The sequence below is a fragment of the Streptomyces sp. NBC_01549 genome, from assembly GCF_026339955.1.
Classification (GTDB): Bacteria; Actinomycetota; Actinomycetes; order Streptomycetales; family Streptomycetaceae; genus Streptomyces.
On the sequence record NZ_JAPEPW010000001.1, the window covers coordinates 3145239 to 3170905 of the forward strand.

At 70.0% G+C, this 25667-nt stretch carries 20 protein-coding genes, 2 tRNA genes and 4 pseudogenes; 16 read left to right on the plus strand and 10 right to left on the minus strand.

Features of this window, described 5'->3' with window-relative positions; genetic code table 11:
* Window positions 1-198: 198 nt before the first annotated feature.
* On the minus strand, window positions 199-1164 hold the full coding sequence (locus OG819_RS13865) for a DUF5926 family protein (protein WP_266583749.1): 966 nt from the start codon (window positions 1162-1164) through the stop codon (window positions 199-201).
* 259 nt (window positions 1165-1423) lie between these two features.
* A complete protein-coding gene (locus tag OG819_RS13870) occupies window positions 1424-1975 on the minus strand; it encodes an ATP-binding protein (protein ID WP_266649606.1) in 552 nt (183 codons plus the stop codon).
* On the opposite strand from OG819_RS13870, the gene OG819_RS13875 reads away from it, so the two are divergent.
* Window positions 1932-2057 (plus strand): hypothetical protein, encoded by a 126-nt coding sequence (locus OG819_RS13875; RefSeq protein WP_266434156.1) that lies wholly within the window; start codon window positions 1932-1934, stop codon window positions 2055-2057. The genes OG819_RS13870 and OG819_RS13875 overlap by 44 nt on opposite strands.
* Before the next feature lie 142 nt (window positions 2058-2199).
* Here OG819_RS13875 and OG819_RS13880 read toward each other — a convergent pair whose 3' ends face one another.
* Window positions 2200-3009, minus strand: coding sequence for a glycerophosphodiester phosphodiesterase (locus OG819_RS13880; protein ID WP_266626267.1), 810 nt, complete (start codon window positions 3007-3009; stop codon window positions 2200-2202).
* Between the two features lie 267 nt (window positions 3010-3276).
* On the opposite strand from OG819_RS13880, the gene OG819_RS13885 reads away from it, so the two are divergent.
* The 3 genes from OG819_RS13885 to OG819_RS13895 all read left to right on the plus strand — a co-directional run bounded on the left by OG819_RS13885 (window position 3277) and on the right by OG819_RS13895 (window position 5622).
* A complete protein-coding gene (locus OG819_RS13885; RefSeq protein WP_266649607.1) occupies window positions 3277-4764 on the plus strand; it encodes a trypsin-like peptidase domain-containing protein in 1488 nt (495 codons plus the stop codon).
* A 43-nt stretch (window positions 4765-4807) separates the two neighbouring features.
* Window positions 4808-4896: transfer RNA gene (locus OG819_RS13890), tRNA-OTHER, on the plus strand.
* Between the two features lie 219 nt (window positions 4897-5115).
* Window positions 5116-5622, plus strand: coding sequence for a DUF6584 family protein (locus tag OG819_RS13895; RefSeq protein ID WP_266649608.1), 507 nt, complete (start codon window positions 5116-5118; stop codon window positions 5620-5622).
* Between the two features lie 303 nt (window positions 5623-5925).
* On the opposite strand, the gene OG819_RS13900 is transcribed toward OG819_RS13895, so the two are convergent.
* Together OG819_RS13900 and OG819_RS13905 are read right to left on the minus strand one after the other, a co-directional pair.
* Window positions 5926-6285 carry a hypothetical protein gene (locus tag OG819_RS13900; RefSeq protein ID WP_323139343.1) on the minus strand — a complete coding sequence of 120 codons (360 nt, stop codon included), beginning with the start codon at window positions 6283-6285 and terminating at the stop codon, window positions 5926-5928.
* A 511-nt stretch (window positions 6286-6796) separates the two neighbouring features.
* Window positions 6797-6904 (minus strand): annotated as a pseudogene (locus OG819_RS13905) (protein kinase family protein); the annotation flags it as partial.
* A gap of 6 nt (window positions 6905-6910) precedes the next feature.
* On the opposite strand from OG819_RS13905, the pseudogene OG819_RS13910 reads away from it, so the two are divergent.
* Window positions 6911-7316: pseudogene (locus OG819_RS13910) on the plus strand (hypothetical protein); the annotation flags it as partial.
* Here OG819_RS13910 and OG819_RS13915 read toward each other — a convergent pair.
* Window positions 7294-7539: pseudogene (locus OG819_RS13915) on the minus strand (NUDIX hydrolase); the annotation flags it as partial. The pseudogenes OG819_RS13910 and OG819_RS13915 overlap by 23 nt on opposite strands.
* 342 nt (window positions 7540-7881) lie before the next feature.
* Here OG819_RS13915 and OG819_RS13920 point away from each other — a divergent pair.
* Window positions 7882-8475 carry an ice-binding family protein gene (locus OG819_RS13920; protein WP_266649609.1) on the plus strand — a complete coding sequence of 198 codons (594 nt, stop codon included), beginning with the start codon at window positions 7882-7884 and terminating at the stop codon, window positions 8473-8475.
* 96 nt (window positions 8476-8571) lie between these two features.
* Here OG819_RS13920 and OG819_RS13925 read toward each other — a convergent pair whose 3' ends face one another.
* Window positions 8572-10275 carry an IS1634 family transposase gene (locus tag OG819_RS13925; RefSeq protein ID WP_266647505.1) on the minus strand — a complete coding sequence of 568 codons (1704 nt, stop codon included), beginning with the start codon at window positions 10273-10275 and terminating at the stop codon, window positions 8572-8574.
* A gap of 88 nt (window positions 10276-10363) precedes the next feature.
* Between OG819_RS13925 and OG819_RS13930 the strand changes: the two genes are divergently transcribed.
* On the plus strand, window positions 10364-11170 hold the full coding sequence (locus OG819_RS13930) for an ice-binding family protein (protein WP_266649610.1): 807 nt from the start codon (window positions 10364-10366) through the stop codon (window positions 11168-11170).
* A gap of 123 nt (window positions 11171-11293) precedes the next feature.
* On the opposite strand, the pseudogene OG819_RS13935 reads toward OG819_RS13930, so the two are convergent.
* A pseudogene (locus tag OG819_RS13935) lies at window positions 11294-11515 on the minus strand (transposase); the annotation flags it as partial.
* A gap of 278 nt (window positions 11516-11793) precedes the next feature.
* Here OG819_RS13935 and OG819_RS13940 point away from each other — a divergent pair.
* Window positions 11794-11880 (plus strand) — tRNA-Ser (locus OG819_RS13940).
* Between the two features lie 231 nt (window positions 11881-12111).
* Here OG819_RS13940 and OG819_RS13945 read toward each other — a convergent pair.
* Complete coding sequence (locus tag OG819_RS13945) at window positions 12112-13002, minus strand: bifunctional DNA primase/polymerase (RefSeq protein WP_266649612.1); 891 nt, start codon at window positions 13000-13002, stop codon at window positions 12112-12114.
* Between the two features lie 371 nt (window positions 13003-13373).
* Here OG819_RS13945 and OG819_RS13950 point away from each other — a divergent pair, with 371 nt between their 5' ends.
* The 8 genes from OG819_RS13950 to OG819_RS13985 all read left to right on the plus strand — a co-directional run bounded on the left by OG819_RS13950 (window position 13374) and on the right by OG819_RS13985 (window position 21282).
* A complete protein-coding gene (locus OG819_RS13950; protein ID WP_266626258.1) occupies window positions 13374-13679 on the plus strand; it encodes a hypothetical protein in 306 nt (101 codons plus the stop codon).
* Window positions 13680-13902: 223 nt separating this feature from the next.
* Complete coding sequence (locus OG819_RS13955) at window positions 13903-15066, plus strand: acyl-CoA dehydrogenase family protein (protein WP_266649614.1); 1164 nt, start codon at window positions 13903-13905, stop codon at window positions 15064-15066.
* Between the two features lie 68 nt (window positions 15067-15134).
* A complete protein-coding gene (locus OG819_RS13960; RefSeq protein WP_266634484.1) occupies window positions 15135-15971 on the plus strand; it encodes a bifunctional MaoC family dehydratase N-terminal/OB-fold nucleic acid binding domain-containing protein in 837 nt (278 codons plus the stop codon).
* 1 nt (window position 15972) lies between these two features.
* Window positions 15973-17004 carry an acyl-CoA dehydrogenase family protein gene (locus OG819_RS13965; protein WP_266649615.1) on the plus strand — a complete coding sequence of 344 codons (1032 nt, stop codon included), beginning with the start codon at window positions 15973-15975 and terminating at the stop codon, window positions 17002-17004.
* A gap of 92 nt (window positions 17005-17096) precedes the next feature.
* Window positions 17097-17492 carry a MaoC family dehydratase gene (locus tag OG819_RS13970; protein ID WP_266634482.1) on the plus strand — a complete coding sequence of 132 codons (396 nt, stop codon included), beginning with the start codon at window positions 17097-17099 and terminating at the stop codon, window positions 17490-17492.
* The gene (locus OG819_RS13975) at window positions 17489-18658 is read left to right on the plus strand and encodes a lipid-transfer protein (protein WP_266626252.1); all 1170 of its coding nucleotides are present in this window, start codon (window positions 17489-17491) and stop codon (window positions 18656-18658) included. Before OG819_RS13970 ends, OG819_RS13975 begins: the two co-directional genes overlap by 4 nt.
* A gap of 254 nt (window positions 18659-18912) precedes the next feature.
* Window positions 18913-19458, plus strand: coding sequence for a SigE family RNA polymerase sigma factor (locus OG819_RS13980; RefSeq protein ID WP_266432847.1), 546 nt, complete (start codon window positions 18913-18915; stop codon window positions 19456-19458).
* 147 nt (window positions 19459-19605) lie between these two features.
* Window positions 19606-21282: a long-chain fatty acid--CoA ligase gene (locus OG819_RS13985; RefSeq protein WP_266649617.1), complete on the plus strand. Its 1677-nt coding sequence runs from the start codon at window positions 19606-19608 to the stop codon at window positions 21280-21282.
* Window positions 21283-21383: 101 nt separating this feature from the next.
* Here OG819_RS13985 and OG819_RS13990 read toward each other — a convergent pair whose 3' ends face one another.
* Window positions 21384-25526, minus strand: a complete 4143-nt coding sequence (locus OG819_RS13990) for a PAS domain-containing protein (RefSeq protein WP_266626248.1) — start codon at window positions 25524-25526, stop codon at window positions 21384-21386.
* Between the last annotated feature and the right edge of the window lie 141 nt (window positions 25527-25667).

Here is a 25667-nt window from a genome sequence, read left to right on the forward strand (position 1 = left end):
GGAAAGACCCGGTTGCTGGCGACGGGGGATGCACCAGCAACCGGGCTACTCGAACGGTAACAAGAGATCGGCGGTTCGCAAATTCGATCTCGGCTATTCGGACACGGATTTACCTGTCGCCGCCGGGAGTTGTGACCGGGGTCACCTGCTCCTCACTGACCGACCAGCTGACCGGTCGGTCAGTGTCCCAGTTGTGTGTCAGCTGAGTGTGACCTGTCGGTTCGTGAGGCCGCCACGCGCCCGCCGCTCGTCCACGGTGAGCGGTGCGTCCGAGGCCAGGGCGGTCGCGAGGCGCTCGGCGAACTCGGCCGCCGGCTTCTCCACATCGTCGGCCGTGACGCCTGTCGGCAGGTCCCAGACCGGCACCGTGAGCCCGTGCGCACGGAAGGAGCCGACCAGCCGGGTGCCCTCACCGAGGCTCGAGCGACCGGCCGCGTGCAGCCGCGCGAGCGCGTCCAGAAGCTGTTCCTCGGGGTACGGCATCACCCAGCGCAGGTGGTTCTTGTCGGGGGTCTCGCACCAGTACGCCGCGTCCACGCCGGAGAGCTTCACGGTCGGGATGGCCGCCGCGTTGGCCCGCTCCAGGGAGGCGGTGACCTCCGGTGTCGAGTGCTCCGCGTCCGGGACCCAGAACTCGAAGCCCGAGTGCACAACTGGCTCGAACGCGCCTTCGGGGTCGAGCAGTTCCTGCAGTCGCGGGCCCTCGGCCGGGGCGCGGCGGCCCGGGACCGGGGTGCCGGGCTGCGCCGTGAGCGCGCGCTGAAGGGTGTCGGCGAGGTCGCGGCTGATGTCGCCGGACGCCGTGTCGTTCTGCAGGCCGAGCAGGACCGAGCCGTCGTCGCGGCGCAGCGCGGGCCAGGCCATCGGCAGGACGGTGGCGAGCGTCACCGAGGGAACTCCCTCGGGCAGGCTCTCCTTGAGCTTCAGCTCGACCGTCGCGGCGGGCACCAGTTCGCGCAGCGCGACCCAGTCGCCCTCGCTGGGCAGGCCCTCGAAGGGGCGCTGGACGAGCTCGGTCACCGCGTGCGCGGCCGCCCGGCCGTGGCAGGCCTTGTAGCGGCGGCCACTGCCGCAGGGGCAGGGCTCGCGAGCGCCGACTACCGGGATCTCCCCGTCCTTGAGCTGAGGCTGCTTGGCCTTCGTCTGGGGTCGCTTCTTGGCCATCGTGGGTGTCTCCCGATCACGGCTCGTCTCGTACTGGCGCGAGCCTAGCCGCTCGTACGTCGACTGACGGGACCCTGTGGACAACGCACCGAGTCGTCATGGAACCGGGCCTTCCGTCCGGGGTTCCCTCCGGACTTCCGTCTCGTTACTTTCCGACTCGGACTTCTGTCTCGGATTCGGTCCGGGCCCACCTGGTGTGCGCGGTGGTCGGTCCGTGCGCGGTCGCCGGTCCAAGGTGTCGAAGGCGTCCGCGCGGTCGTCAGTCCAAGTCGTCGAAGGCGTCCGCGAAGTCCAGCCCGGGCAGCCCCGCTACACCCGGTGACGCGACGCGCGTAGCGAAATCGTCGCGCCGCCGCGAGGCAGTCGTGTCCGTCACGTCGTCCTGGACGACGACCCACACGGTGACCTCTCCGCGTATGTCGTCCCGTACGCCCCAGTCCTTGGCCAGTGCCGTGATGATGTTCAGCCCGCGGCCGCCGTGTGCGGTGACCGAGGGCGTGGCCGGAGCCGGGCGGGTCGGACCACCGCCGTCCGTCACCTCGACGGTGAGCCTCCCGGACGTGTCGACGCGCCACGCGGCCCGGACGTCACCGTCCCCGGAGAGGGCGTCGCCCAGGGGCCTGCCGTGCCGGCACGCATTGCTCAAAAGTTCGGAAAGGATCAGTACGGCGTCGTCGATGACCGATTCCGCCACTCCACCGGTACGCAGTTGATCCCGCATCCGATGTCTTGCTTTCCCCACGCCCGCAGGGCCATGGGGAACGGCCATGCTCGACGACGTGGGCACCTCCTGTGCCACCACCAACGCCACCCCCGAGACCTCCTTTGCCCCACGCCACGGTGTGGATGCCCCCGTGGACTGGACCGGAAACCGGCCGGTCCACGTCTGCTGACGCACTCGTAACGATCGAACACGGACCGAACGCGCCGGTGCACTCCCTGTAATCGCATGGCTGGATCTCGGCATTGATTGTCGATACTTCGGGGCCGGCCGCCGCGTCTTCGACGGCGGCTTTCGGACGGTCCAGCGCGAGGTCAGCGACCGAGTTGGCGCAGCACCGCGCGCGGGCGGTTGGTGATGATGGCGTCGATGCCCAGCTCAAGGCAGAGATCGACGTCCTCGGGTTCGTTCACCGTCCAGACGTGGACCTGGTGACCGGCTCTTTTCAGCCGTTCGATGTAGCCGGGGTGACTGCGTACGATCCGCATCGAGGGGCCCGCGATCCGGACACCGGCCGGCAGCCGTCCGTCGCGCAGCCGGGGCGAGATGAACTGCAGCAGATAGACCGTCGGCAGCGTCGGGGACGCGGACCGGACGCGGTGCAGGGAGCGGGCCGAGAAGCTCATGACGCGTACCGGTGAGGTGGCGGCGCTCGCCGGGGCGTCCAGCCCGAAGCGCTTCAGAAGGAACAGCAGCCGATCCTCGACCTGGCCCGCCCAGCGCGTGGGGTGCTTGGTCTCGATGGCCAGCTCCACGCGGCGGCCCGCGTCGGCGACGAGTTCGAGCAGCCGCTCCAGGGTGAGGACGGAGGTGTCCTCGGGGTCCCCGGGGGCGTACTCCCAGTCAGGGGACTCGTCGCGGTTCTTCCAGGAGCCGAAGTCCAGGGCGGCGAGCTCGGCGAGCTCCAGGGCGGAGACGGCTCCGCGGCCGTTGGACGTACGGTTGACGCGGCGGTCGTGCACACAGACGAGGTGTCCGTCCGCGGTCAGCCGTACATCGCACTCGAGGGCGTCCGCACCGTCCTCTATCGCCTTCTTGTACGCGGCCAGGGTGTGCTCGGGAGCCTCTTCGGAGGCCCCGCGGTGGGCGACGACCTGAATCGGGTGCTGTCGTGCGTGGGTCACCGCGTCATGGTGCCACCGTCACGGGGGCGACGCGGGGGCCGAGACACCATGAATGTTTCTTTTTACTATAAAAAGCCCGGTATAAAGGATGGTCCTGGACCCACAGCCACCGCTTATGGTGCTCTGACGTCCCGTGGGAAAAGCTGACGGCGTACAAAAAGCACATGCACACCAGCACAGCTGCATCGCGCCGGACCCGTCGACAAGCGTGAGTGAGCGTGACCGAGTGCGACCGAGAACAACAGCCGTGGATCGAGGAGAAGAGCTGTGAGCACCGAGAACGAGGGCACTGCAGTACCCCCGGCCCCGTCCGCACCTCCTGTGCCGGTGGAATCTCCCGCTGCTTCCGCGCAGGGTGCTGCGCCCGAGGGGGGCGCACCGACCGCCCAGATCCCGGCGGTGCCTCCGAGCGCCCCCGGCGCACCGGAGCAGACACCGGCGTACGCGGCGCCGATGGGTGCCGGGGCTCCTGAGGCGCACGGGTACGGCTCCGGGGCTCCCGGGGCGCCGGTCTCCGCCGCCCAGGCGGGCTGGCCTCCCCCGCCGCCCGCCGTGCCCTCGTACGCGGACGGTGGCGGCTCGGGAGCGGGCGGGTGGGGCTCCTCCTACGAGCAGCCCGCGCCGAAGCGGAAGAACGGACGCGGTGGCCTGGTCGCGGCGATCCTGGTGGCCGCGCTGGTCGCGGGCGGTGTCGGCGGTGGCATCGGCTACTCGCTGGCCAAGAACAACGACAGCTCCACCGACTCGACGACGGTCTCCGCGCCGAGCAGCAGCGGCGATGTGAAGCGGGCCTCGGGCACGGTCGCGAACGTGGCCGCCAAGGCGCTGCCGAGCACCGTCACCATCGAGGCCGAGAGCAGCAGCGGCTCGGGCGGCACCGGCACCGGGTTCGTCTTCGACACTCAGGGCCACATCCTCACCAACAACCACGTCGTCGCGGAAGCGGTCGACGGCGGCAAGCTCACCGCGACGTTCCCCGACGGCAAGAAGTACGACGCCGAGGTCGTCGGCCACGCGCAGGGCTACGACGTCGCGGTCATCAAGCTCAAGAACGCGCCGTCGGACCTGAAGCCGCTCACCCTGGGTGACTCCGACAGGGTGGCGGTCGGCGACTCCACGATCGCGATCGGTGCGCCTTTCGGCCTTTCGAACACGGTGACCACGGGCATCATCAGCGCCAAGAACCGCCCCGTGGCCTCCAGCGACGGAAGCGCCAGCAGTAAGGCCTCCTACATGAGCGCCCTGCAGACGGACGCCTCGATCAACCCGGGCAACTCCGGTGGCCCTCTCCTGGACGCCCAGGGCGCGGTCATCGGCATCAACTCGGCTATCCAGTCCTCGGGCAGCGGTGGCCTGGGCGGCACCAGCCAGTCCGGCTCCATCGGCCTCGGCTTCGCGATCCCGATCAACCAGGCGAAGCACGTCGCCCAGCAGCTGATCAAGACCGGCAAGCCGGTCTACCCGGTGATCGGCGCCTCGGTCTCCCTCGAGGACGGCACCGGCGGCGCGAAGATCACCGAGCAGGGCGCGAGCGGCTCCGCCGCGGTCACCTCCGGCGGCCCCGCCGACAAGGCCGGCCTCAAGCCCGGCGACGTCATCACCAAGCTCGACGACCAGGTGATCGACAGCGGCCCGACCCTCATCGGCGAGATCTGGACCCACCAGCCCGGAGACGTCGTCAAGCTTACGTACACGCGCGACGGAAAGACCCACACCGCCGAGGTCACCCTCGGACAGCGCGAGGGCGACAGCTGACCGGTTGGTCTTGTCCCGCACCACCGGCGCTCGTCGGTGGCGCGGGGTGGGTTGCCCGAGCGGCCTGAGGTACGGTCTTGAAAACGTGAGGACGCGAAAGCGTCCCCGTGAGTCCGCATCTCGCTCACTCCGCAGGTCATAGACATGCTGGTCAGAAGGGGTGCCTCTCGCTGAGAGGCACCCCTTCTGCGTGGAGTCTGTCTCACCTTGATCTTGTTCTGTCACGCTGTCGATCAGTGCGTGTGGACCAGGCGTGGACCGAATGGTGCGCCGTGACGAAACCGATGAACTGCCCACCGACCAGGGCTTATACGGTGGACGGCGGTCACTGTGGTACCCGATCATGCGCTCATGCCGCTGAGAGACACCCTTGCCCGAGTCGATGCAGACCTGGCCGCCGGCCGGGTTCCCGTCGCGCGTCAGCGCCTGCGCGGGCTGGTGTCGTCCTTTCCGAACGACCTGATGCTCCGTCGCCGCCTGGCCGAGGTGTACCGACTGTACGGAGAGCCCGCGGAAGCGGGCCGCTGGATGTACCTCGAACAGGACCGGGACGCATCTGAGACCACGGCCTTCGAGGCGAGATACCGCACCGCTCCGCAACGTATGCGGGCACTTGCCTGGCATGGCCCTGAGTCGCTGGCCCAATCGGCCTTTGCCAGACAACAACTGGCAGCAGTACGAGCAGCCTGCTCCGATGCCATGGGGCACCCCGTCGACTGGGACACGGCGTCATCCGGCCGGAAGACAGACGGCAGGGGCAGCGCCTTCGCCGACTTGCTGGCAGGGGCTGGATGCCTGGTGGCGGTCCTCGCGTTCCTCGCGATCTGGGTGAACGGGCTCGTTGCCCTTTTTGATTGACTCGAGTCGCCGGGGGCTGTGGGGGCGCCGCTCAAGGTTCGATACGACCGTCCAAGACTTTCCTGAACGGGACACCGGACGGGGAGAAATGATCTCGCCGTGGTGATGAGCACGGACGCGACTCGCTTGTAAGGGAGGCGCGAGCCGGGCTTGGACCAAGAACTGGCGGGCTGGGGCGGGAGTCCGTTGGTCAGCGGCCTTGTGACGTCCGGAGCGTGGAGCATGCGCAGGACAGCGAGCAGGCGCCATCCTCTCCCCGGTGTGGGATGCGGATGGCGCCTCTGGTTGGACAGACTGCCCGGCCTATTCGCCGTCGGCAGCCTCCAGGGCTCTTTCGATCTGCTCGTTCGCGCGCTGCTGGTTGCGGTGGATGGCCTTGGCGTAGAAGCGGAACAGGACCGCGATGCTGTGGCCCGCCAGCCGCGCGACCTCGGCAGGGGAGACGCCGGACTCAAGCCAGAGCGAGACGCCCGCGTGGCGTAAGGAGTACGGCACGTCAGCCAGCGGCGAGGCCGCCTCGGACTCCGTCAGCACTGCCGGCCGGGCGACCTTCCACGTCTCCCCGTACTCCTTGGAAAGGAGGTGGCCGCCCTGGGCTGCGCGAAAGAGCCGGCCGTCCTCGGCGGTGCCGAACTCCTTGATGTGCTCACGGACTAGCCTCACGAGAGACCGGCGGAATCGGCGCCGGCCGGGTCGCCTTGCGGGCCCGCTTCTTCAACACCGCCCCATCGGCCGCCGTCCTGCAACCTGACCCGAGGCTGCGCCAAGCGCCGTGTGTGGGTCGACAACGCGCAGGCCGGAAGGAGCGCAGCCTGTGACGTATTCGGGAAGCGAGGCTGAGGGCGGTACGGGGTTGCTGGAGACACACGTGACGGGTGCTCGTTCGGCCACCCGTCACTGTGGCTGACTTTCGGTGGCTGAGGTCAGAACCGATTTGCCGTCGGCCGTGCTGCAAGGGTCGTCCTCTCCAACTCGGCAACAGAATGCCAGGGTTGTAGCCGCACTCGCATCCGAGCACGCCGACCGTCCTGGCACCTCAGGCACCGAGGGGTCCTGATCAGGGAATCCACGAGCGGTCCACCCGGAATGCTGTCCCGGCTGAGGGGTGGTCGGGTCTTTTGTTGTTGACTCCCGCCGCGTGAGCGGCGCCGGATGAACCGGGGCTTCGGGATCGGCTCAGGGCCTTGCCTACCTCGTAGATCGTCGGCCGATCCTCCGGAGCGTGGCTGAGTATCGCGTTGATCAGCTCGCCCAGCTCACCGGGCGCCTTCACGGGACGACGCACCGCCACTTCGAGCAGATCGGAGTAAGCGACCCGGACCCGTCATGGGTGAGCTACTTCGATGAGCCGAAGCTCATCGTGGACACGGGCATCGCCCACGGCCGACTGGGCGAAGCAGCGACTGCCGAACCCTTGATCGCGGACGCTTTGCGGCAGGAAGACCGCACCAACCAACGTGGTCGTGCGTTTCACGCGTTCTGGCTGGCTCGTACGCAGTCGGACCGGGGCAAGCTTGATCAGGCGTGCGACACCGCCACGCAGGCTCTGGTGCCCGCGTCGGCGGTGGCGTCCGAGCGAGTGTCGGGAGTTCTACGACCAGTTGGCCCCGCACAGGCAAGAGCCCGTAGCCCTGGCCTTCGAGGCGCGGCTACGGGAGCTCCTCCCACCGGTCAGCGGATCGCTTCGTCCATGAGCAGGTACAGGAGACCGACGAGGGATCCACTGCTCACGATCTCGCGGCGGTCGATCATGCCCCGCACCTCGCTGAGGGGGATCCACTCGATGCGGTCGGACTCGTTCTTCTCCGTGGGCGGTCCGGCGTAGGTCGCGCCATCGGCGCGGAAGACGTGGTGTTGGGAGTCCGTGATCCCGTTGGCCGGCTTGGCGTAGATCAGGGGCTTGATGGGGCCAGGGCGCGGCGTGATTGTGCTCGGCATCCTGCTGCGTCGATGGCCCGGTTGATCCGTCGGCATCCGCCGGTAGGGCGAACTCCACGCCATCGCAACTCCTGTGACCTCGAAGGTACTACTTCCATTGATATAGGTATTTCCTGCAGTTAAGTGACGACGTGTCACGATTCTGTGAGATCTCGTCGCGAGTACAGGGGCCTGTGGCCTGACCAGAGCTCACCTCAGCTGCCAGGAAGCCTGGCGATGAGGTCAACGGTGACAAGGAAGGACTCGTCCATGGCAGTGGATGCCATCCCCTCCGCTCCTCCGGGCAGGCGGCGAACATGGAGGTTCAGAGCGACTATCGTCATGCTGCCCACGGCCGCGCTGCTACTGACGATGACTTTGATCTCGAACCTTGCGCGCGCAGCTGAGGCCCCCGTGGGATTGGGGACCGCCATGAGTTACGCGGTCCTGGCCGGTACAACGGTCACCAATGTGGTCGTCCCCCCAGTCCCCCCCACGGTCGTCAACGGCGACCTGGGAGTCAGCCCCGGGAACTCGGTGACGGGCTTTCCGCCCGGAATCGTCAACGGAGTGCAGCACGTCGCCGATGCCGCCGCCGCTCAGGCTCAGTCCGACCTGGCCATCGCCTACAACGACGCGGCCAGCAGGGCAACCAACACCAACCTGACTTCCCCGGGCAACATCGGAGGACTCACGCTGGTTCCCGGCGTCTACAACGCTTCGTCGTCGCTGAATCTCACCGGGACTGTCACTCTCGATGCCAAGGGTGACCCGAACGCCGTCTTCATCTTCAAGATCGCCTCCACTCTGATCACGGCCCCGGCGAGCAACGTCCTGCTCGTCAATGGAGCGCAGGCCTGCAACGTGTTCTGGCAGGTGGGGAGCTCCGCCACCATCGACACCAATTCCTTCTTCAAGCCTGAGTTCCACAGTTAGCGGTGTCGACTAGGGAACGAAAACGTGGGTTGACCTGCGGAAACGCCTGTGAGCACGCCGAGATGGCGTGTCACTAGGCGGGGGGATAGTGCCTGGTCAGCGGCCTGCGGTCAGATCGATGATCTTCTTGGGCGGGGTGACGTTCAGGGCGGTGAAGATGTCGCGCTGGGGCTTGGTGAGGTCGGTGGACTGGCGGAAGGTGCCGGCCGGGCCGGTGTAGGTGACCGCGTGCAGGCGCTGGAGTTCGGCGCGCAGGCGGTTCCAGGTCTGGCCGGTGGAGGTCTCGGCGACGCGGATCAGCAGCAGGGCGAGCCAGCAGAGCAGGACGTGGGCGCGGATGCGGTCCTCGCGGCGGTGGTAAACGGGGCGGAGATCGAGAATTTGCTTCATGTCGCGCCAGCCGCGCTCGACTTCCAGGAGCTGTTTGTAACCCAGGGCGATGTCCTCGGCCGACAGCTTCGGATCCGAGGAGCGCAGGAGGTACTTCCCGTCGAGGTTGGCCTCGGCGGCGATCTTCTTCTTGTCCACCCGCAGCAGCCCGCTCGGGGTGGTGCGCAAGAACCGTTTCAGACCGGGCTTGGTGGACAACACCCCAGCCAGCTTGTCGCGTTCGGGCCTGGGCAGCTTGTCCGTGGCCTCGATCGCCTCGGTGAGCTGGGTGACCATCCGCTGACGGATCGCGGCGTCGCGGGTGGCCTGGTCGGGGTTGAAGCAGATCACGAACCGGTCGTCGGTTCCGATGTTGACCTCCTTGACCTGGAGGTTGTCGCGCACGGACGCATAGCGGCCCTGCCGCGAGAGGGCGGCGCGTACTTCGGGTGATCCGGTGCGGAGTTTCTCGCCGATGATGTAGCCGCCGCCTCCGCGCATCAGCGCCCGGCGGTTGGCGGCGGAGGTGAAGCCGCGGTCGGCGACCCACACGATCTTCGACAGCGTCCACTCGCGCAGGTCGTCGCGGACCTGCCGGATCAGGGCCTGGTCACCGGTGTTGCCGGGCCAGGACCACACCCGCACCGGGATCCCGTCGCGGGTGACGGCCATGCCGATGACGACCTGGGGCAGATCGTCGCGGGAGTCCTTGGACTTGCCGTGGGTGCGGAACCCGTCGTGTCGCACCGCGTCTTCGGCCGGCGCGTCGGCGGCCAGGCGCTCGCCGTGTTCGTCGCGGGCGACAGGTTCGTCGGCGTCCTCGGTCTCGAAGTACGTGGAGCTGGTGTCGAAGAACAGCAGGTCCACCTCCAGGTTGAGCAGGTCGGTGACCTGGAAGTACGTCTCCTTGGCCAGGGCCGGCTCGATGGTCAGCAGGTAATCCATGGCTCGGTAGCAGGCTTCGTCACTGATCGCCTCCAGGCCGTCTATGTGGACGTCGTCGGCGATCCACTCGGTCGCGGCGAGCTTGCTGGAGGCGGCCAGGGCCCGGTTGGCGACCAGCGCGAACAGCACCCGTTCGACGCGCGGATCCAGCCGCCGCCCGGCCAGTTGGCGGTGCACGACACCGTCGAGGCCGAGCCGGTGCCAGAGTCCGTCCAGCGCGTGCACCCCGCCGCACGGCCTGGAACTGATCAGTGACAGGTCTCCCGAGCCGGTCGCGGCCAGCGCGGACGCGGGGTCCAGCAGCTTCGAGAGCGCGCCGACCAGTCGGCGCACCGCCTCGCGGTCGAGCTCGTCCTCCCGGCCGAAGGAGTGCAGCACCTTCGTACGCGAACGCCCCACGGCCGGGTCCCACTCGTTGTGGGCCAGCTGCAGATACCGGACCGTCTGCCCGTCCTTGTTCCGCCGGGACGTCGTCTTCACATACATGCCGCTAGACGATACGCACATCATTCCATGTCACAGGCATGGGGGTGACAACATCGTGCCACTAGGCGTTTTCGGCCTTTCGCGCTAGGTGCAACCGCCTGACCTGCACCGATGCCCTGCCACACCCCCGAGAACCCCGCTCAACTGTGGAACGCAGGTCAAGGGCAATATTCTGGCCCTGACGTCCATCACGGTGAACACCAACGCGGCGATCGAGGGCCGGGCGCTGGCACGTAATGGTGCGGTCACGCTGGACCACAACGTCATCACGAGGGCGGTTTGTATGACAGGCCCGGCCGGGCCTGCTGGTCCGACCGGATCCACTGGGCCCTCTGGGCCTGCTGGTCCGACCGGATCCACTGGGCCCTCTGGGCCTGCTGGTCCGACCGGATCCACTGGGCCCTCTGGGCCTGCTGGTCCGACCGGATCCACTGGGCCCTCTGGGCCTGCTGGTCCGACCGGATCCACTGGGCCCTCTGGGCCTGCTGGTCCGACCGGATCCACCGGCCCCTCTGGGCCTGCCGGACCGACCGGATCCACCGGCCCCTCTGGGCCTGCCGGACCGACCGGATCCACCGGCCCCTCTGGGCCTGCCGGACCGACCGGACCCGCCGGCCCCTCTGGGCCTGCCGGACCGACCGGACCCGCCGGCCCCTCTGGGCCTCCCGGACCGAAGGGAGACAAGGGTCCGAAGGGGGATAAGGGAGACAGGGGACCGTGGGGACACAAGGGGGACAAGGGTCCGAAGGGTGATAAGGGAGACAGGGGACCGTGGGGGCACAAGGGGGACAAGGGTCCGAAGGGGGATAAGGGAGACAGGGGACCGAAGGGGCATAAGGACGACAAGGGATCGAAGGGTAACGGCCACAAGGGCCGCAGTCACCAGGCTCGATAACAGCCGCTCGTTCTCATGGCTGTATTGCAACGTCGGCGGCTTCTGAGAAGCGAAGTCTCACGTTCATGAGGAAACTGCGCCCCTGGATACAAGGCGGATTCAAGGGATCGTCGCAACACGTGATCATTGACGTGTGGTGGCGAGCGGTTTATGCAGACGCTCGGCTGGGGTTTCCCAGCCGAGCGTCTCGCGTGGGCAGTTGTCGAGTTCGGCTGCGACGGCGTCCAGGTGCTCGCGGTCGTGCACCGAAAGGTCGTTGCCCTTAGGGAAGTGCTGCCGCAGCAGTCCGTTGGTGTTTTCGTTCGAGCCGCGCTGCCAGGCACTGGCCGGGTCGCAGAAGTAGACCGGTCGCTGGGTCCTCTCTGCGCTCCTGCTCCACGGAGTCCGCGGGAGAGCGCGGGCACAGGGCCCAGCGGGGCCTTTCTTTCTGGGGATGCCGACAAGGCCAGCACAGCCCTAGGCTCACCCGCGTCGGCTTGTGGCCGCGGACCGGGTGCTGATGATCGGCGCAGTGGGCATGGGGTGCGGAACAGAGCCAGTGGACCCCGTGTGGGCCACGGCCGCTGCGAAACGTCTGGAGCCGGTAGGCTGTACCCGCTCCGTCCCAGGTGGGACGGAGCGGAGGTGGGTTGCCCGAGCGGCCTAAGGGAACGGTCTTGAAAACCGTCGTGGCAGCGATGTCACCGTGGGTTCAAATCCCACACCCACCGCGTAGATTGACGGCCCCTGACCAGGCAATTCGGTCAGGGGCCGTCGTGTTGCGTGGTGCGTCGCGGGTGTCCGCTGTTCTTCGAGGTCTCCCGCCCAATCGGGCACGGCGGGGGCACAACGGGGGCACGGCTGCTGGATGCCGGGTCGGGCCTTGTGACCGAACTTCTGGGCTCTCGGATTTTGAGGGAAGCGAAAAGGAAGGGAGCATTCCGATCTCGAGTATTTCTCGGTCACTGTCCGGGGTGGGGTAACGCCATCCGGGACGCCGAGGCGATCGTCGCGCGGGCCTCGCGTTCGGTGAGGCCGGTGCGGAGGGCGGCCTCGACGAGTGCGGTGGTCAGTTCCGGGCCGATGCCGTTCTCGTAGGCGCGGCAGGCGGCCCAGAAGAGGCGGGTGTTGCGCTGGCCCTCGTGGGCGGCCAGCACGAACTGGACCAGCCCCTGCCCGTGTTGGCCGGTTGCGGGGGGCGCGTGGTGGTGTGCCCGGGGCGGGGGCGGGGGCGTGAGCAGGCGCAGGAGTTCGCGGGGACAGGGCGCGGGCGCCAACAGGGCGGTGCCAGGGGCCGTTCCGTACACGCCGTGCTCGGTGCGGGAGCCGGGGCCGACCAGGTAGCCGCCGGCGCCGCGGATGTCGATACCCGGGGCCAGTCGGCTCGCCGAGTTGGGGACGACCACGTCGGGCGGTCCGGTCAGCCAGAGGTGGCGGCCGCCGCTCGGGGTCAGCACGACCACCGTCTCCGGGATCGTGAACAGGTGGCGCAGAGCCAGTTCGCGCAGGGCGGCCGAGGAGTCCGTACCGGATTTGGTGTCGAGGTCGATGCCGATGAGGTGGTGCGGGTCGAGGCCGCAGGCGATGCCGTAGCCGGTGGCCCAGGGCGCGGCGGCGAAGAGCGCGCGGATGCGGCGGGGGTCGGTGGAGGCGTCGTACACGCCGTGTCCGCAGCGACCGCATTCGCCGTGACAGGGAGGGGTCGTCGGGTCGGGATCGGGGTCGTCGCGGTGGGGGGAGCGCAGGGCCGGGAGCTTCGTGCGGGACAACGGGATCACCGCGAGGCCGCGCTCAGCGGCGGACAAGGCATGGGCCAAGGCCAGGGTCGTGGCCTGCCGGTCGATGGTGGCCATGCATCCATGTTCGTACGAGTGTTCGAAAAAGGGAAGGGCCCGCCGGGCGCGGGGGCGCCGGAAGGGGATTCGGCAGGGACTGGGAAGAAAAGTGACGGAACGGTTCCTCTCTTGGGGCGTCCGGTGGTGTCCGGGGGCGAACTGTCCGATCCGGCGTGATCTGGGGTTTCTTGTCATGAAGAGGGTTTATCGACATGTACTCACGCTTGAGGGCGAATCACGGCTTCCGGGGTGGTTCGCCGGGGATCCGGTGGGCAACTCTGGACTCGCGACGTCGTGATCAGCGCCGGGGTGGTCGGCCAACCACCTTGGAACGAGCAGTACTTCCCGGTTCGCGCCGGTCCGTACATCCGGTTCTTGGAGGAATTCACATGGCAAGCATCCGCACCGCCCGTGTTCTCGCCGCCGTCTCGGCCCTGCCCCTCGCTGCCGCCCTCTTCACGGGTGTCGCCGCGGCGGACAACGGCGCGTTCGCGGACGACGGATCGAACGCGGGCGTGGCAACCGTCAGCGGCAGCGGGGTCGGACACGACAACAAGGGCAACTCCTCGACCACGCAGCAGCAAGCGGTCGGCTCCGGGGCCTCGAACCAGAGCAACACGGCTCAGGTCAAGAACTCCGCGTTCACGGCCATCGATCAGTCGCACACCGTCATTAACTTCACCAACCTCTGGTGAACCGGGGCTGGTTCGCCCGACCTCGACGGGCTCACCGGCCTTGAAGCACCGTGTGGGGTGCTCTGTGGGGTAGTTACGCGTCTGTGCGACGGTACTTCGGTGCCGTCGCGCAGGCGTTTTCGCGTGTCCGGCCCCGACGGGCCCGTCGTGACCTTGACAGCTCCCGATATCTGACGGACAGTCAGAAAACCTTGTTCGTACGAGGTCCGGGAGGGCCGCCGCCGTGCACCTCGCCCCCACCGAGCGCCAGCAACGGCTGCGCGCCGAACTGCGTACGTACTTCCGGGACCTGATGCCCGACGGTCCCCCGCCCGCCGACGACCCCGGCAGACAGCGCGCGCTGCTGCGCCGCATCGGCGCCGACGGACTGCTCGGCATCGGCTGGCCCGTCGCGTACGGCGGCCAAGGGCGCGGAGCCGACGAGCAGTTCGTGTTCTTCGACGAGGCGTACCGGGCCGGTGCGCCGGTGTCGATGGTCACGCTGAACACTGTCGGGCCGACCCTCATGAAGTACGGGAGCGAGTCGCAGAAGGAGTACTTCCTGCCGCGCATCCTCAGGGGCGACCTCGTCTTCGCGATCGGGTACTCGGAGCCTTCGGCGGGCACGGACCTGGCCTCGCTGCGCACGCGCGCCGTGCGGGAGGGCGCGTCCTGGCTGATCGACGGGCAGAAGATCTTCACCTCCAACGCCCAGCAGGCCGACTGGATCTGGCTCGCCTGCCGCACCGACCCCGGCGCGTCCAAGCACCGGGGCATCTCGATCGTCCTCGTGCCCACGGACGCGCCAGGGTTCTCTTGGACGCCGATCGAGACGGTGGGCGGGCTGACCACCACGGCCACGTACTACGACGGCATCCGCGTCCCCTCGTCGAACCTCGTCGGCGAGGAGAACGGCGGCTGGGAGCTCATCACCAACCAGCTCAACCACGAGCGGGTCGCCCTCGCCGCGATCGGCATGCAGGCCGAGGATTTCTACGCGGTCGCGCTGCAGGCGGCGAGCACCCCCGATCCGGTGACGGGACGGCGTCGGGTTGACGAGCCCTGGGTGCGTTTTCGGCTGGCCGAGGTGCATGCCCGGCTGGCGGCATCACGCCTGCTCAACTGGCGTTTGGTGGGGGATGTGGGGGCCGGCCGACTGGCCCCGGGCGACGCGAGCGGCGTGAAGGTCGCGGGAACGGAATCGGCGGTCGCTTCGTACCGAATGTGTCAGGAAGTCGTGGGTGCGCAGGCGCTGGTGCGCTCCGAATCGCCGGGGGTGTTCGGGGACGGCGAGCTGGAGCGGATGAACAGGGCGGCGCAGATCAACACGTTCGGGGGCGGGGTGAGCGAGGTGCAGCGGGAGATCGTGGCGACCATGCGGCTCGGGATGACGAGGGGGCGGCGGTGAGCGACGAGGGGGTCGAGCCGGTGGCGCGGCTCAAGGCGTACGAGGGGCGCGCGGCCGCCGTCGAGGGCATGGGCAAGGACCTGGTCAACGAGGCGATGATCCGGCACTGGTGCGAGGCGATGGGCGACACCAGTCCGGCGTACGCGGGTCCGGACGCCGTGGCGCCGCCCACCATGCTCCAGGCGTGGACGATGGGCGGCCTCTCCGGGCACGCGGGCCGCTCGGACGCCTACGACGAGCTGCTCGGCCTGCTCGACGAGGCCGGTTGCACCTCCGTGGTCGCCACCGACTGCGAGCAGGAGTATCTGCGTCCGCTGCGCCCCGGCGACGAGATCACCTTCGTCGCGGTGATCGAGTCGGTCTCCGAGCGCAAGACCACCAAGCTGGGCACGGGGTACTTCGTCACGACGCGGATGGACGTACGGGCGAACGGGGAGCCGGCGGGTACGCATCGGTTCCGGATCCTCAAGTACGCCCCGGCGCGCGCCAGGTCGAGGGCGGCCCGGCCGCGCCCGGTCGTCAACCGGGACAACGCCGGGTTCTGGGAGGGCGTCGGCCGGCATGAGCTGCTGATCCAGCGGTGCGGAGGCTGCGGGACGCTGCGGTTTCCCTGGTTGCCGGGATGCGGTGCGTGCGGCTCCCTGGACTGGGACACGGTCGAGGCGAGCGGTGACGGGACGGTCTACTCGTACGTGGTCATGCACCATCCGCCGTTCCCGGCCTTCGACCCGCCGTACGCGGTGGGGCTGATCGAGCTGGCCGAGGGCGTCCGGATCGTCAGCAACGTCATCGGGGTGCCCTACGACAAGGTGCGGATCGGGATGCCTGTGCGGCTCCGGTTCGAGCGGTACGACGAGGAGCTGGTGCTGCCGGTCTTCCGGGCCGGTGCGGAGGGGGGAGGCTGACATGGACTTCACGCCCGCCGAGGAACAGGCGGCCGCCCGCGACCTGGCCGCGCGGATCTTCGGCGACCTCTCCACCCCGGAGCGGCTCGCCGCGGCCGGCACCGGCAGCGACGCCGAGACGTGGAAGGCGCTGTGCGCGGCCGGGCTGGTGGCGGCCGTGGCGGAGACGGGGCTCCTTGGCCTGGTGCTGCTCCTGGAGGAGCAGGGGCGGACCACGGCCCAGGTGCCGTTCGCGGCGAGCTGTGTGTACGGGCTGCTGGCGGTGTCGGCCCACGGTTCACCGGAGCAGCGCGATCGGCTGCTGCCCGGGATCGGGGACGGGACGGCGGTGGTGTGCGGGGCGGTCTTCGAGCCGGAGGGCGTACGGGCGGACGCGGCGGGGCGGTTGAGCGGAACAGTCCCCGTGGTGCCGTGGCTGCGGGACGCCACCCATGTGCTCGTCGCGGACGACCGGCGCCGGTTGTGGCTGGTGCGGACCGCCGACGCGCGGTGTGCGCCGGTCGAGCTGACGGCGCCCTGGGCGGCGGGACGGCTGACGCTCGACGGGACGCCGGGTGAGCCGGTGGGCGGGGGGGACGCGTACGACGACGTGCTCGCCACCGCCCGGACCGCCTTCGCGGGGCTGCAGGCCGGGGTGTGCGCCGGGTCGCTGGCACGAGCCGTGGAGCACACCAACACACGTGAGCAGTTCGGACGTCCGCTCGCCGCCAAGCAAGGTGTCCAGCTCCGGGCCGCGGACGCGTACATGGACACCGAGGCGATACGGGTGACGGCGTACGAGGCGGCGTGGCGGCGCGACGCGGGGCTCGCGTACGCGACGCACGCGCTGACCGCGGCCTGGTGGGCGTCCGAGGCGGGTCAGCGGGTCGTGCACACGGGCCAGCATCTGCACGGCGGGACGGGCGCCGACCTGGAGCACCCCGTGCACAGGCACTTCCTGTGGGGACGGCAGCTGGACGCCTACCTGGGGTGCGGCAGCGAGGTCCTCCAGGAGCTGGGGGAGCTGATCGCGAGCGGGGAGGCGGAGACGTGAGGGCCGGAGAAGGGGAGCGCGTGCGGGTCGGAGAGGGAGAGCGCGTGCGGGGCGGAGAAGGGAAGCGCCTGCGGGTCGGAGCGGGGGAGCGCGTGCGGGTCGGTGACGAGCTGCCTCCGCTGGAGATCGAGATCACGCGCACGCTGATCGTGGCCGGGGCGATCGCGTCCCGGGACTACCAGGACGTCCACCACGACGCCGAGCTGGCACGGCACAAGGGCTCCCCCGACATCTTCATGAACATCCTGACCACCAACGGCCTCGTCGGGCGGTACATCACGGACCACTTCGGGCCGGAGGCCGTCCTCCGGAAGGTGGCGATACGACTCGGGGCGCCCAACTACCCCGGTGACACGATGGTGTTGACCGGCAAGGTCGAGGAGGTCGACGGTGACACCGCGACCGTGCGGGTCGTCGGGGCGAACGGCATCGGCAGACATGTGACCGGGACCGTGACGGTCACCGTGCCGCCCGGAGGTGTCTCGTGAGCGTGCGCACGAGGGACCGGCTCGGCGGCCGGGCGGCGATCGTCGGGATCGGAGCCACCGAGTTCTCCAAGGACTCCGGGCGCAGCGAGCTGACGCTTGCCGTGGAGGCGGTGCGGGCGGCACTCGACGACGCGGGGCTGACGCCGGCCGAGGTGGACGGGATGGTCACGTTCACGATGGACACCAGCCCGGAGATCACCGTCGCCCAGGCGGCCGGGATCGGAGACCTGTCCTTCTTCTCCCGGGTGCACTACGGAGGCGGGGCGGCCTGCGCGACCGTCCAGCAGGCGGCGCTCGCGGTGGCGTCCGGGGTGGCCGAGGTCGTGGTCTGCTACCGGGCGTTCAACGAGCGGTCGGGGCGGAGATTCGGAGCGGGGGTGCAGCAGCGGGAGCCGTCGGCCGAGGGGGTCGCGCTGGGCTGGGCCCTGCCGTTCGGACTGCTCACCCCGGCGTCCTGGGTGGCGATGGTGGCCCAGCGGTATCTGCACGCGTACGGACTGACCCCCGAGGCGTTCGGCCACGTCGCCGTGGTGGACCGCAAGTACGCGGCGACGAACCCGGCGGCGTACTTCCACGGCAGACCGATCACCCTCGCCGAGCACGCGGCCTCGCGGTGGATCGTGGAGCCGTTGCGGCTGCTGGACTGCTGCCAGGAGACGGACGGCGGCCAGGCGCTGGTCGTCACCTCCGTGGAGCGTGCCCGGGAGCTGCCGCAGCCGCCCGCCGTGATCACGGCGGCCGCCCAGGGCGCGGGCCGGGCGCAGGAACAGATGACGAGCTTCTACCGGGACGAGCTGACCGGGCTGCCGGAGATGGGGGTGGTGGCGCGACAGCTGTGGCGGACCTCGGGGCTGACCCCTACGGACATCGACGTGGGCATCCTGTACGACCACTTCACGCCGTTCGTGCTGATGCAACTGGAGGAGTTCGGGTTCTGCAAGCCGGGGGAAGCCGCGGACTTCGTCGCCGAGGAGCGGTTGCCGCTGAACACCCACGGCGGGCAGCTGGGGGAGGCGTATCTGCACGGGATGAACGGGGTGGCCGAGGCCGTACGACAACTGCGCGGCACGTCCGTGAATCAGATACCGGGCGCCCGCAGCACCCTGGTCACCGCGGGCACCGGGGTTCCCACATCGGGGTTGATCCTGGGGGCGGACGGGGGGTGAGTACGGTGTCGGGCTCGCCCCGCCTTTCCTCGCGTCACAGGGCCCCCGGGGCCTGTCGGGGACACCCGGGTAGTACCGCAGTCGCGGCCGTACTACTGCCGTACGGGTCTCTCAGGGGTGAACCCTCAGGGTGCGGGCGCCGCTCGTCCACCCTCAGGAGGTGGGGTCAACCCCCCTCCTACAACCTGAGGGGGACACCTCTTCGGGACCTGCGGCCGATCCGAAAGAGTAGGGGTCACTCCTAGCGTGGAGCCATGACCACACTCGTCCGCACCAGCGGTTCGAGCGTCGGGACGCGGACCCTTCCGTACCCGTCGTTCTCGTCGTACATGAAGGCCCGCCAGCCGGTGCTGCTGCGTACCGCCCGCTCGCTGACCGCGAACCCGAGCGACGCCGAGGACCTGCTGCAGACCGCGCTGACCAAGACCTACGTCGCGTGGGAGCGGATCGAGGACCATCGCGCGCTCGACGGCTATGTACGACGTGCGCTGCTGAACACCCGGACCTCGCAGTGGCGCAAGCGCAAGGTCGACGAGTTCGTGTGCGACGAGCTGCCGGAGCCGGAGGACGTCCCCGCCGGGGACCCGGCCGAGCAGCAGGCGCTGCACGACGCGATGTGGCGCGCCATCATGAAGCTGCCGGCGCGGCAGCGGGCCATGGTCGTCCTGCGGTACTACGAGGATCTGAGCGAGGTACAGACCGCGGAGGTGCTCGGCGTCTCCGTCGGCACGGTCAAGTCGGCGGTGTCGAGGGCGCTGGGCAAGCTGCGCGAGGACCCCGAGCTGGAGCCCGTGCGCTGACCTTCGGCCATCCGGACCGAACGGCCCCCGCGGAGAAGTTCCCGTCCGAGCCGAATGACCCCTGTGACCTGATCGATCGCCCGGAGCTAGTGACATACCGCGTGGTATGTGCGCAGAATCAGCGCATCCCTTACCGCCTCGTAGGCAATGTCGCCCCGGGAGGACGCCGTGCTGAGCACGATGCAGGACGTACCGCTGCTGATCTCGAGGATCCTGACCCACGGGTCGGCCATCCACAGCACATCGCAGGTGATCACCTGGACGGGTGAGGGAGAGCCACAGCGCCGTTCCTACGCCGAGATCGGCGACCGGGCCGCCCAGCTCGCGCACGCTCTGCGCGAGGACCTCGGCGTCGAGGACGACGACCGTGTGGCGACGCTGATGTGGAACAACGCCGAGCACGTCGAGGCGTACTTCGCGATCCCCTCCATGGGTGCGGTCCTGCACACGCTCAACCTCCGCCTCCCCGCGGAGCAGCTCGTCTTCATCGTCAACCACGCCGCCGACCGCGTGATCATCGCCAACGGCTCGCTGCTCCCGCTGCTCGCGCCGCTGCTCCCCCATCTGCCCACGGTCGAGCACGTGGTCGTCTCGGGTCCCGGTGACCGTTCGCTGCTCGAGGGCGCGAGCGTCCAGGTGCATGAGTACGACGAGCTGATCGCGGGCAAGCCGACCGCGTACGACTGGCCTGAGTTGGACGAGCGGGCCGCCGCGGCCATGTGCTACACCTCCGGCACCACCGGCGACCCCAAGGGCGTCATCTACTCCCACCGTTCGATCTACCTGCACTCCATGCAGGTCAACATGGCCCAGTCGATGGGGCTCACCGACCAGGACACCTCGCTCGTCGTGGTCCCCCAGTTCCACGTCAACGCCTGGGGCCTGCCGCACGCCACGTTCATGACCGGCGTCAACCTCCTCATGCCGGACCGTTTTCTCCAGCCCGCGCCGCTCGCCGAGATGATCGAGTCCGAGCGGCCGACGCACGCCGCGGCCGTTCCCACCATCTGGCAGGGCCTGCTCGGCGAACTGCACGCCAAGCCCCGGGATGTCTCCTCCCTCACCCAGGTCACCATCGGCGGCTCGGCCTGCCCTTCCTCCCTCATGGAGGCCTTCGACAAGCTGGGCATGCGCGTCTGCCACGCCTGGGGCATGACGGAGACGTCCCCGCTGGGCACGATCGCCCGGCCGCCGGCCAGTGTCATGGGCACGGACGAGGAGTTCGCGTACCGCCTCACCCAGGGCCGCTTCCCGGCCGGCGTCGAGGCCCGACTCACCGGCCCCGGCGGCGAACGCCTCCCCTGGGACGGCGAGTCCGCGGGCGAGCTGGAGGTGCGCGGCCCTTGGATCGCGGGCGCGTACTACGGCGGCCAGGGCGCCGAACCGGTCCGCCCCGCCGACAAGTTCAGCGAGGACGGCTGGCTCAAGACCGGTGACGTCGGGACGATCAGCCACGACGGCTTCCTGACCCTCACCGACCGCGCCAAGGACGTCATCAAGTCGGGCGGCGAGTGGATCTCCTCCGTCGACCTGGAGAACGCGCTGATGTCCCATCCGGCCGTCGCCGAGGCCGCCGTCGTCGCCGTTCCCGACGACAAGTGGGGCGAGCGTCCTCTCGCCACGGTTGTCCTCAGGGAGGGCGTCACCGCCGACTTCGTGTCGCTGCGCACCTTCCTCGCCGAGGAGGGCAAGATCGCCAAATGGCAGCTTCCCGAGCGCTGGACGATCATCGAGGCGGTCCCGAAGACGAGCGTCGGCAAGTTCGACAAGAAGGTGCTGCGCAGGCAGTACGCGGAGGGCACGCTGGACGTCACCCAGCTCTGAGGTCCTCGGTGACGGAATGACGGTTGGGGTGCTGTTTCACGTGAAACAGCACCCCAACCGTCGTATGAATGGACTCAGTTCGAGGTCCGGAGCATGGCGGGTCAGTTCGTGCCGATGCGCGCGAGCAGATCCACGATCCGTTCCTGCACCTCGACGCTCGTCGAGCGCTCGGCGAGGAAGAGGACCGACTCACCCGCGGCGAGGCGCGGCAGTTCGGCCTGGTCGACGGCCGCGGTGTAGACGACGAGCGGGGTGCGGTTCAACTGCCCGTTCGCCCGCAGCCAGTCCACGATCCCGGCGCGCCGACGCCGTACCTGCATCAGATCCATCACGACCAGGTTCGGCCGCATCTGAGAGGCCAGCGTGACCGCGTCCTCGTCCGTGGACGCCCGCGCCACCTGCATTCCGCGCCGCTCCAGCGTCGAGGTCAACGCCAGCGCGATCTCCGCGTGCTCCTCGATGAGCAGCACGCGCGGCGGGTGCTGCTCGGAGTCCCGCGGCGCGAGCGCCTTCAGGAGTACGGCGGGGTCGGCACCGTACGCCGCCTCCCGCGTCGCCTGCCCCAGTCCCGCCGTCACCAGCACCGGGACCTCGGCGGCGACGGCGGCCTGGCGCAGCGACTGCAGTGCGGTGCGCGTGATCGGACCGGTCAGTGGGTCCACGAACAGCGCGGCTGGGAACGCGGCGATCTGCGCGTCCACCTCCTCGCGCGAATGCACGATGACGGGCCGGTAGCCGCGGTCGCTCAGCGCCTGCTGGGTCGTCACGTCCGGCGCGGGCCACACAAGGAGGCGGCGCGGGTTGTCCAGCGGCTCCGGAGGCAGCTCGTCGTCCACGGGCCGCGGCTGCGGCTGGTCGGCGACCTCGACCGCGCCACCGGGACCGTCCAGCGGCTCAGGACCCTCGTCGGCGTTCTTGTCCGGGGCTCCTATGGCGTACGACCGACCGGCGCCGTCGGTGGCTCCGGCCAGCCTCGAGCCCGGAGCGGTGGCGCTCTGCCCGGCCTGCGGGTGCGAGCGCGCCGTCGTCTCGGGGCGTTCCGAGGCGGGCTCGGGGGGAGTACCGAGCTTGCGGCGGCGGCCGGAGCCATTGGTCTGGTGCGGGGGAGGCGTCGCGGACTGCAGTGCCTGCGCCTGGGCCGGCACGGCCCCCGGCTGGTTCGGCGCGGTCTGGCGGCTGAACGGCACGCCCTGCCCGAGCGTCCGCACGCTGAACGCGCGCCCCTGCGTCGAGTTGGGGTCGATCGGCGCGGCGGCCTCGGCGGGCAGCGGCTGGGCGACCCGCGGCTGAGCCGACGGCCGGCTCTGGGGCTTCGGCCGCGCGGGCTGCTCCGGCGGGAGGGGAGCGCCGAGGGCGGGAGCCTGTGCCTGAGGCTGAGCCTGACGGGCGGCCGCTGCCGTGGACGCGCCCGGCGGTACGGGCGTTCCCGGCGGCACCGGGGTACCGGGCGCAACGGGAACGCCGGGCGGCATGGGGGTGCCGACGCCGGAGGTGTCGTCGGCGTTCGGGGCCGGCCACGGGGCCGGAGCCTGCGCGGGGACGGCCTGCGCCGGGGCGCCGGGCGCGGGGGCGGCCGGCACAGGGACGCCCTGAGGCGGAACCGCCGCCGCGTTCGGCCGAGCCGGGGCGGGCGCAGGGGCCTGACGGGTCCGCAGCCCCGACGGAGCGGCAACCGGGTGCGGCTGCGGCGGAGTGTGATCGTCGGCCGGGTCGTGCAGCATCCCGTCGTGCCGGCCTTCGTCCCCCTGGTCATGACCGGCGACGGCGCCGACGGCGTCACCCGCCTGCTCCAGGAGCTGCTGCTGGGCCCGTTGGGCCTGCTGCGCCTGTTCGGCCTGGATGTACTCGGGTGAGCGGTCCGCCTCCGCGGGCGGGAGCGCGAACACGGTCCGGGAGCTCCCCTCCTGCGCCGCGGCCCGCTCGGCCGCCGCGGCCAGCGCCCGCCGACGCCGTCCGGTGGGCTGCGCACCGGCACCTTCGGCAGGAACGGTCTCCGGGGCACCCGGGGTACCGGGCGCGCTCGGGGCGCTGGGGGCCGCGGGCAACGCGGGCGGCAGCGCGTGCTGTTCGCCGTTACGCCGTGCGCGCCGCCCGGACGGCACGGGAACCCCTTGCGGAGAAGCCACCGGAACGCCTTGCGGAGGCACCGTCCCGCCCAGCCCCGTACCCACGGCCGCGGTTCCCGCCGCGTGCTCGGCCGCCATGACGACCGCGCCCTCCGACACGCCCTCGGCGTCATCGCCGTCCGCGCCCTCGACCGGGCTCGGCCGCCCACGACGGCGCCCGGTGGCGACGGCACCGCCGTCATCGCCGGGGCCCTCGGCCTGCGCGGGCACGGACACCTCGGCGGCCTCCTGCTCCGCGGCCGTACGGCGCCTGCGCCGCCCGGTGGGAGCGCTCGCACCGCCCTCGACCGCCGCTGGCTCCGCGGTGGCGACCTCGCTCTCCAGGAAGGCGTCCACGGAGGACCGCCGGGCCCGCCGCCTGCCACCGCCCTGGTTGCCGCCGCTTTGGTGCGAGGCCTGCTCGGGAAGGGCGATCTCGGCACCGGTTGACACCGGGGCCTGGGGCGCCATCGCGCCGGCCCCGTCGCCGATCGGCACCTCCAGCACGAACGCGCTGCCGCTCATCCCCGGCACCTCGTGCGTCTGCAGCACACCGCCGTGCGCGCGCACGATCCCGCGCACGATCGGCTCGTGCACCGGGTCTCCCCCGGTGTACGGCCCGCGCACCTCGATCCGTACGACCTCGCCGCGCTGCGCCGCGGCCACGACGACGGTGTTGTCCATGTAGCCGCCCGCGGACACCGGCGCGTTGCCGGTCGCGTCGACGCCGGCCACGTCCGCGATGAGGTGCGCCAGCGCCTGTGCGAGCCGCTGCGGGTCGACCTCGGCCTCGATGGGCGGTGCGTGCACGGCGAACTGCACGCGCCCGGGCCCGATCAGTTCGACGGCCCCGTCGACACCGGCCGCGACGACCGCGTCCAGCATCACGTTCGTACGGACGATCTGCTCGGCCCCCGCGTCCAGCCGCTGATAGCCGAGCACGTTGTCGACGAGGGTCGTGATCCGCGAGTAGCCCGCCGCGAGGTGGTGGAGCACCTGGTTGGCCTCGGGCCACAGCTGTCCGGCGTCGTCGGCGGCGAGCTTGGAGAGCTCGCCGCGCAGCTGGTCGAGGGGCCCGCGCAGGGACTGGCCGAGCACGGAGAGGAGCTGCTCGTGCCGGGCGGTCAGGGCCTCGTAGCGGTCCTTCTCGCGCTCGCCGAGCGCCGCGTACCGCTCGTCGCCCGCGGCGATTTCCTCCTCGTGCTGCTCACGCACCTCGGCGAGCTCGGCGGCGTGCCGCTCGCGCAGCTCCTCCAGCTCCGCCGCGTGCTCCTCGCCGATCCGCTCGATGTCTTCCGCGTGCCGGGTGGCCTCGGCGTCCTTCTCCTCGATGAGAGTGTCGTACGGCCGCCGGTCGGTGAAGGTCATCACGGCGCCGACGAGCTGGTCCCCGTCGCGCACCGGAGCGGTCGTCAGATCGACCGGCACCTGGTCCCCGGACTTGGACCACAACACCTGCCCGCGCACCCGGTGCTTCCGCCCGGAGCGCAGGGTGTCGGCGAGCGGGGACTCCTCGTACGCGAAGGGCTCGCCGTCCGCGCGCGAGTGGAGGATGAGGGCGTGCAGGTCCTGGCCGCCGAGATCACTGGCCCGGTATCCCAGTATCTGAGCGGCCGCCGGATTGACGAGGACGACCCGTCCCTCCGTGTCCGTGCCCACGACACCCTCGGCCGCCGCGCGCAGGATCATCTCGGTCTGTCGTTGCGAACGCGCGAGTTCGGCCTCGGTGTCGACGGTGCCTGACAGATCGCGTACGACGAGCATGAGCAGCTCGTCAGGGGTGGGGCCGTAACTGTCGTAGGCCTGCTGGCCGTTCTCCAGATTCGCACTGGTGACCTCGACCGGGAACTCGCTGCCGTCGGTCCGCCGCGCGATCATCCTGGTCGGCTTGGTCCGCCCGCGCTGGTCGATCGTGTCGGGCCGCCGCATGGACCCGGGGATCAGCCGCGAGTCGAACTGCGGCAGCAGATCGAGCAGCCCCCGGCCCACCAGAGCCGTACCCGGGGCCTCGAAGGCCTCCAGGGCGATGGTGTTGGCGTTGACGACCGTGCCATTGGCGTTGACCAGCACCAACGCATCAGGCAGCGCGTCCAGTATGGCTGCGAGGCGAGCAGCGCCTCGGGATGGCCTGCTGCTCACGAGACGCTTCCTCCCTGTTACCGCACCTTGCCGACCGCGAGGGCCATCTTGCCAACCTGCCCGCAGCGTGTCACGCGAGGGAGTCTACGGGCAGAGGTTGCGCTCGCGACGCCGGATGAGAGGGAGGTCGCACGCAGAACA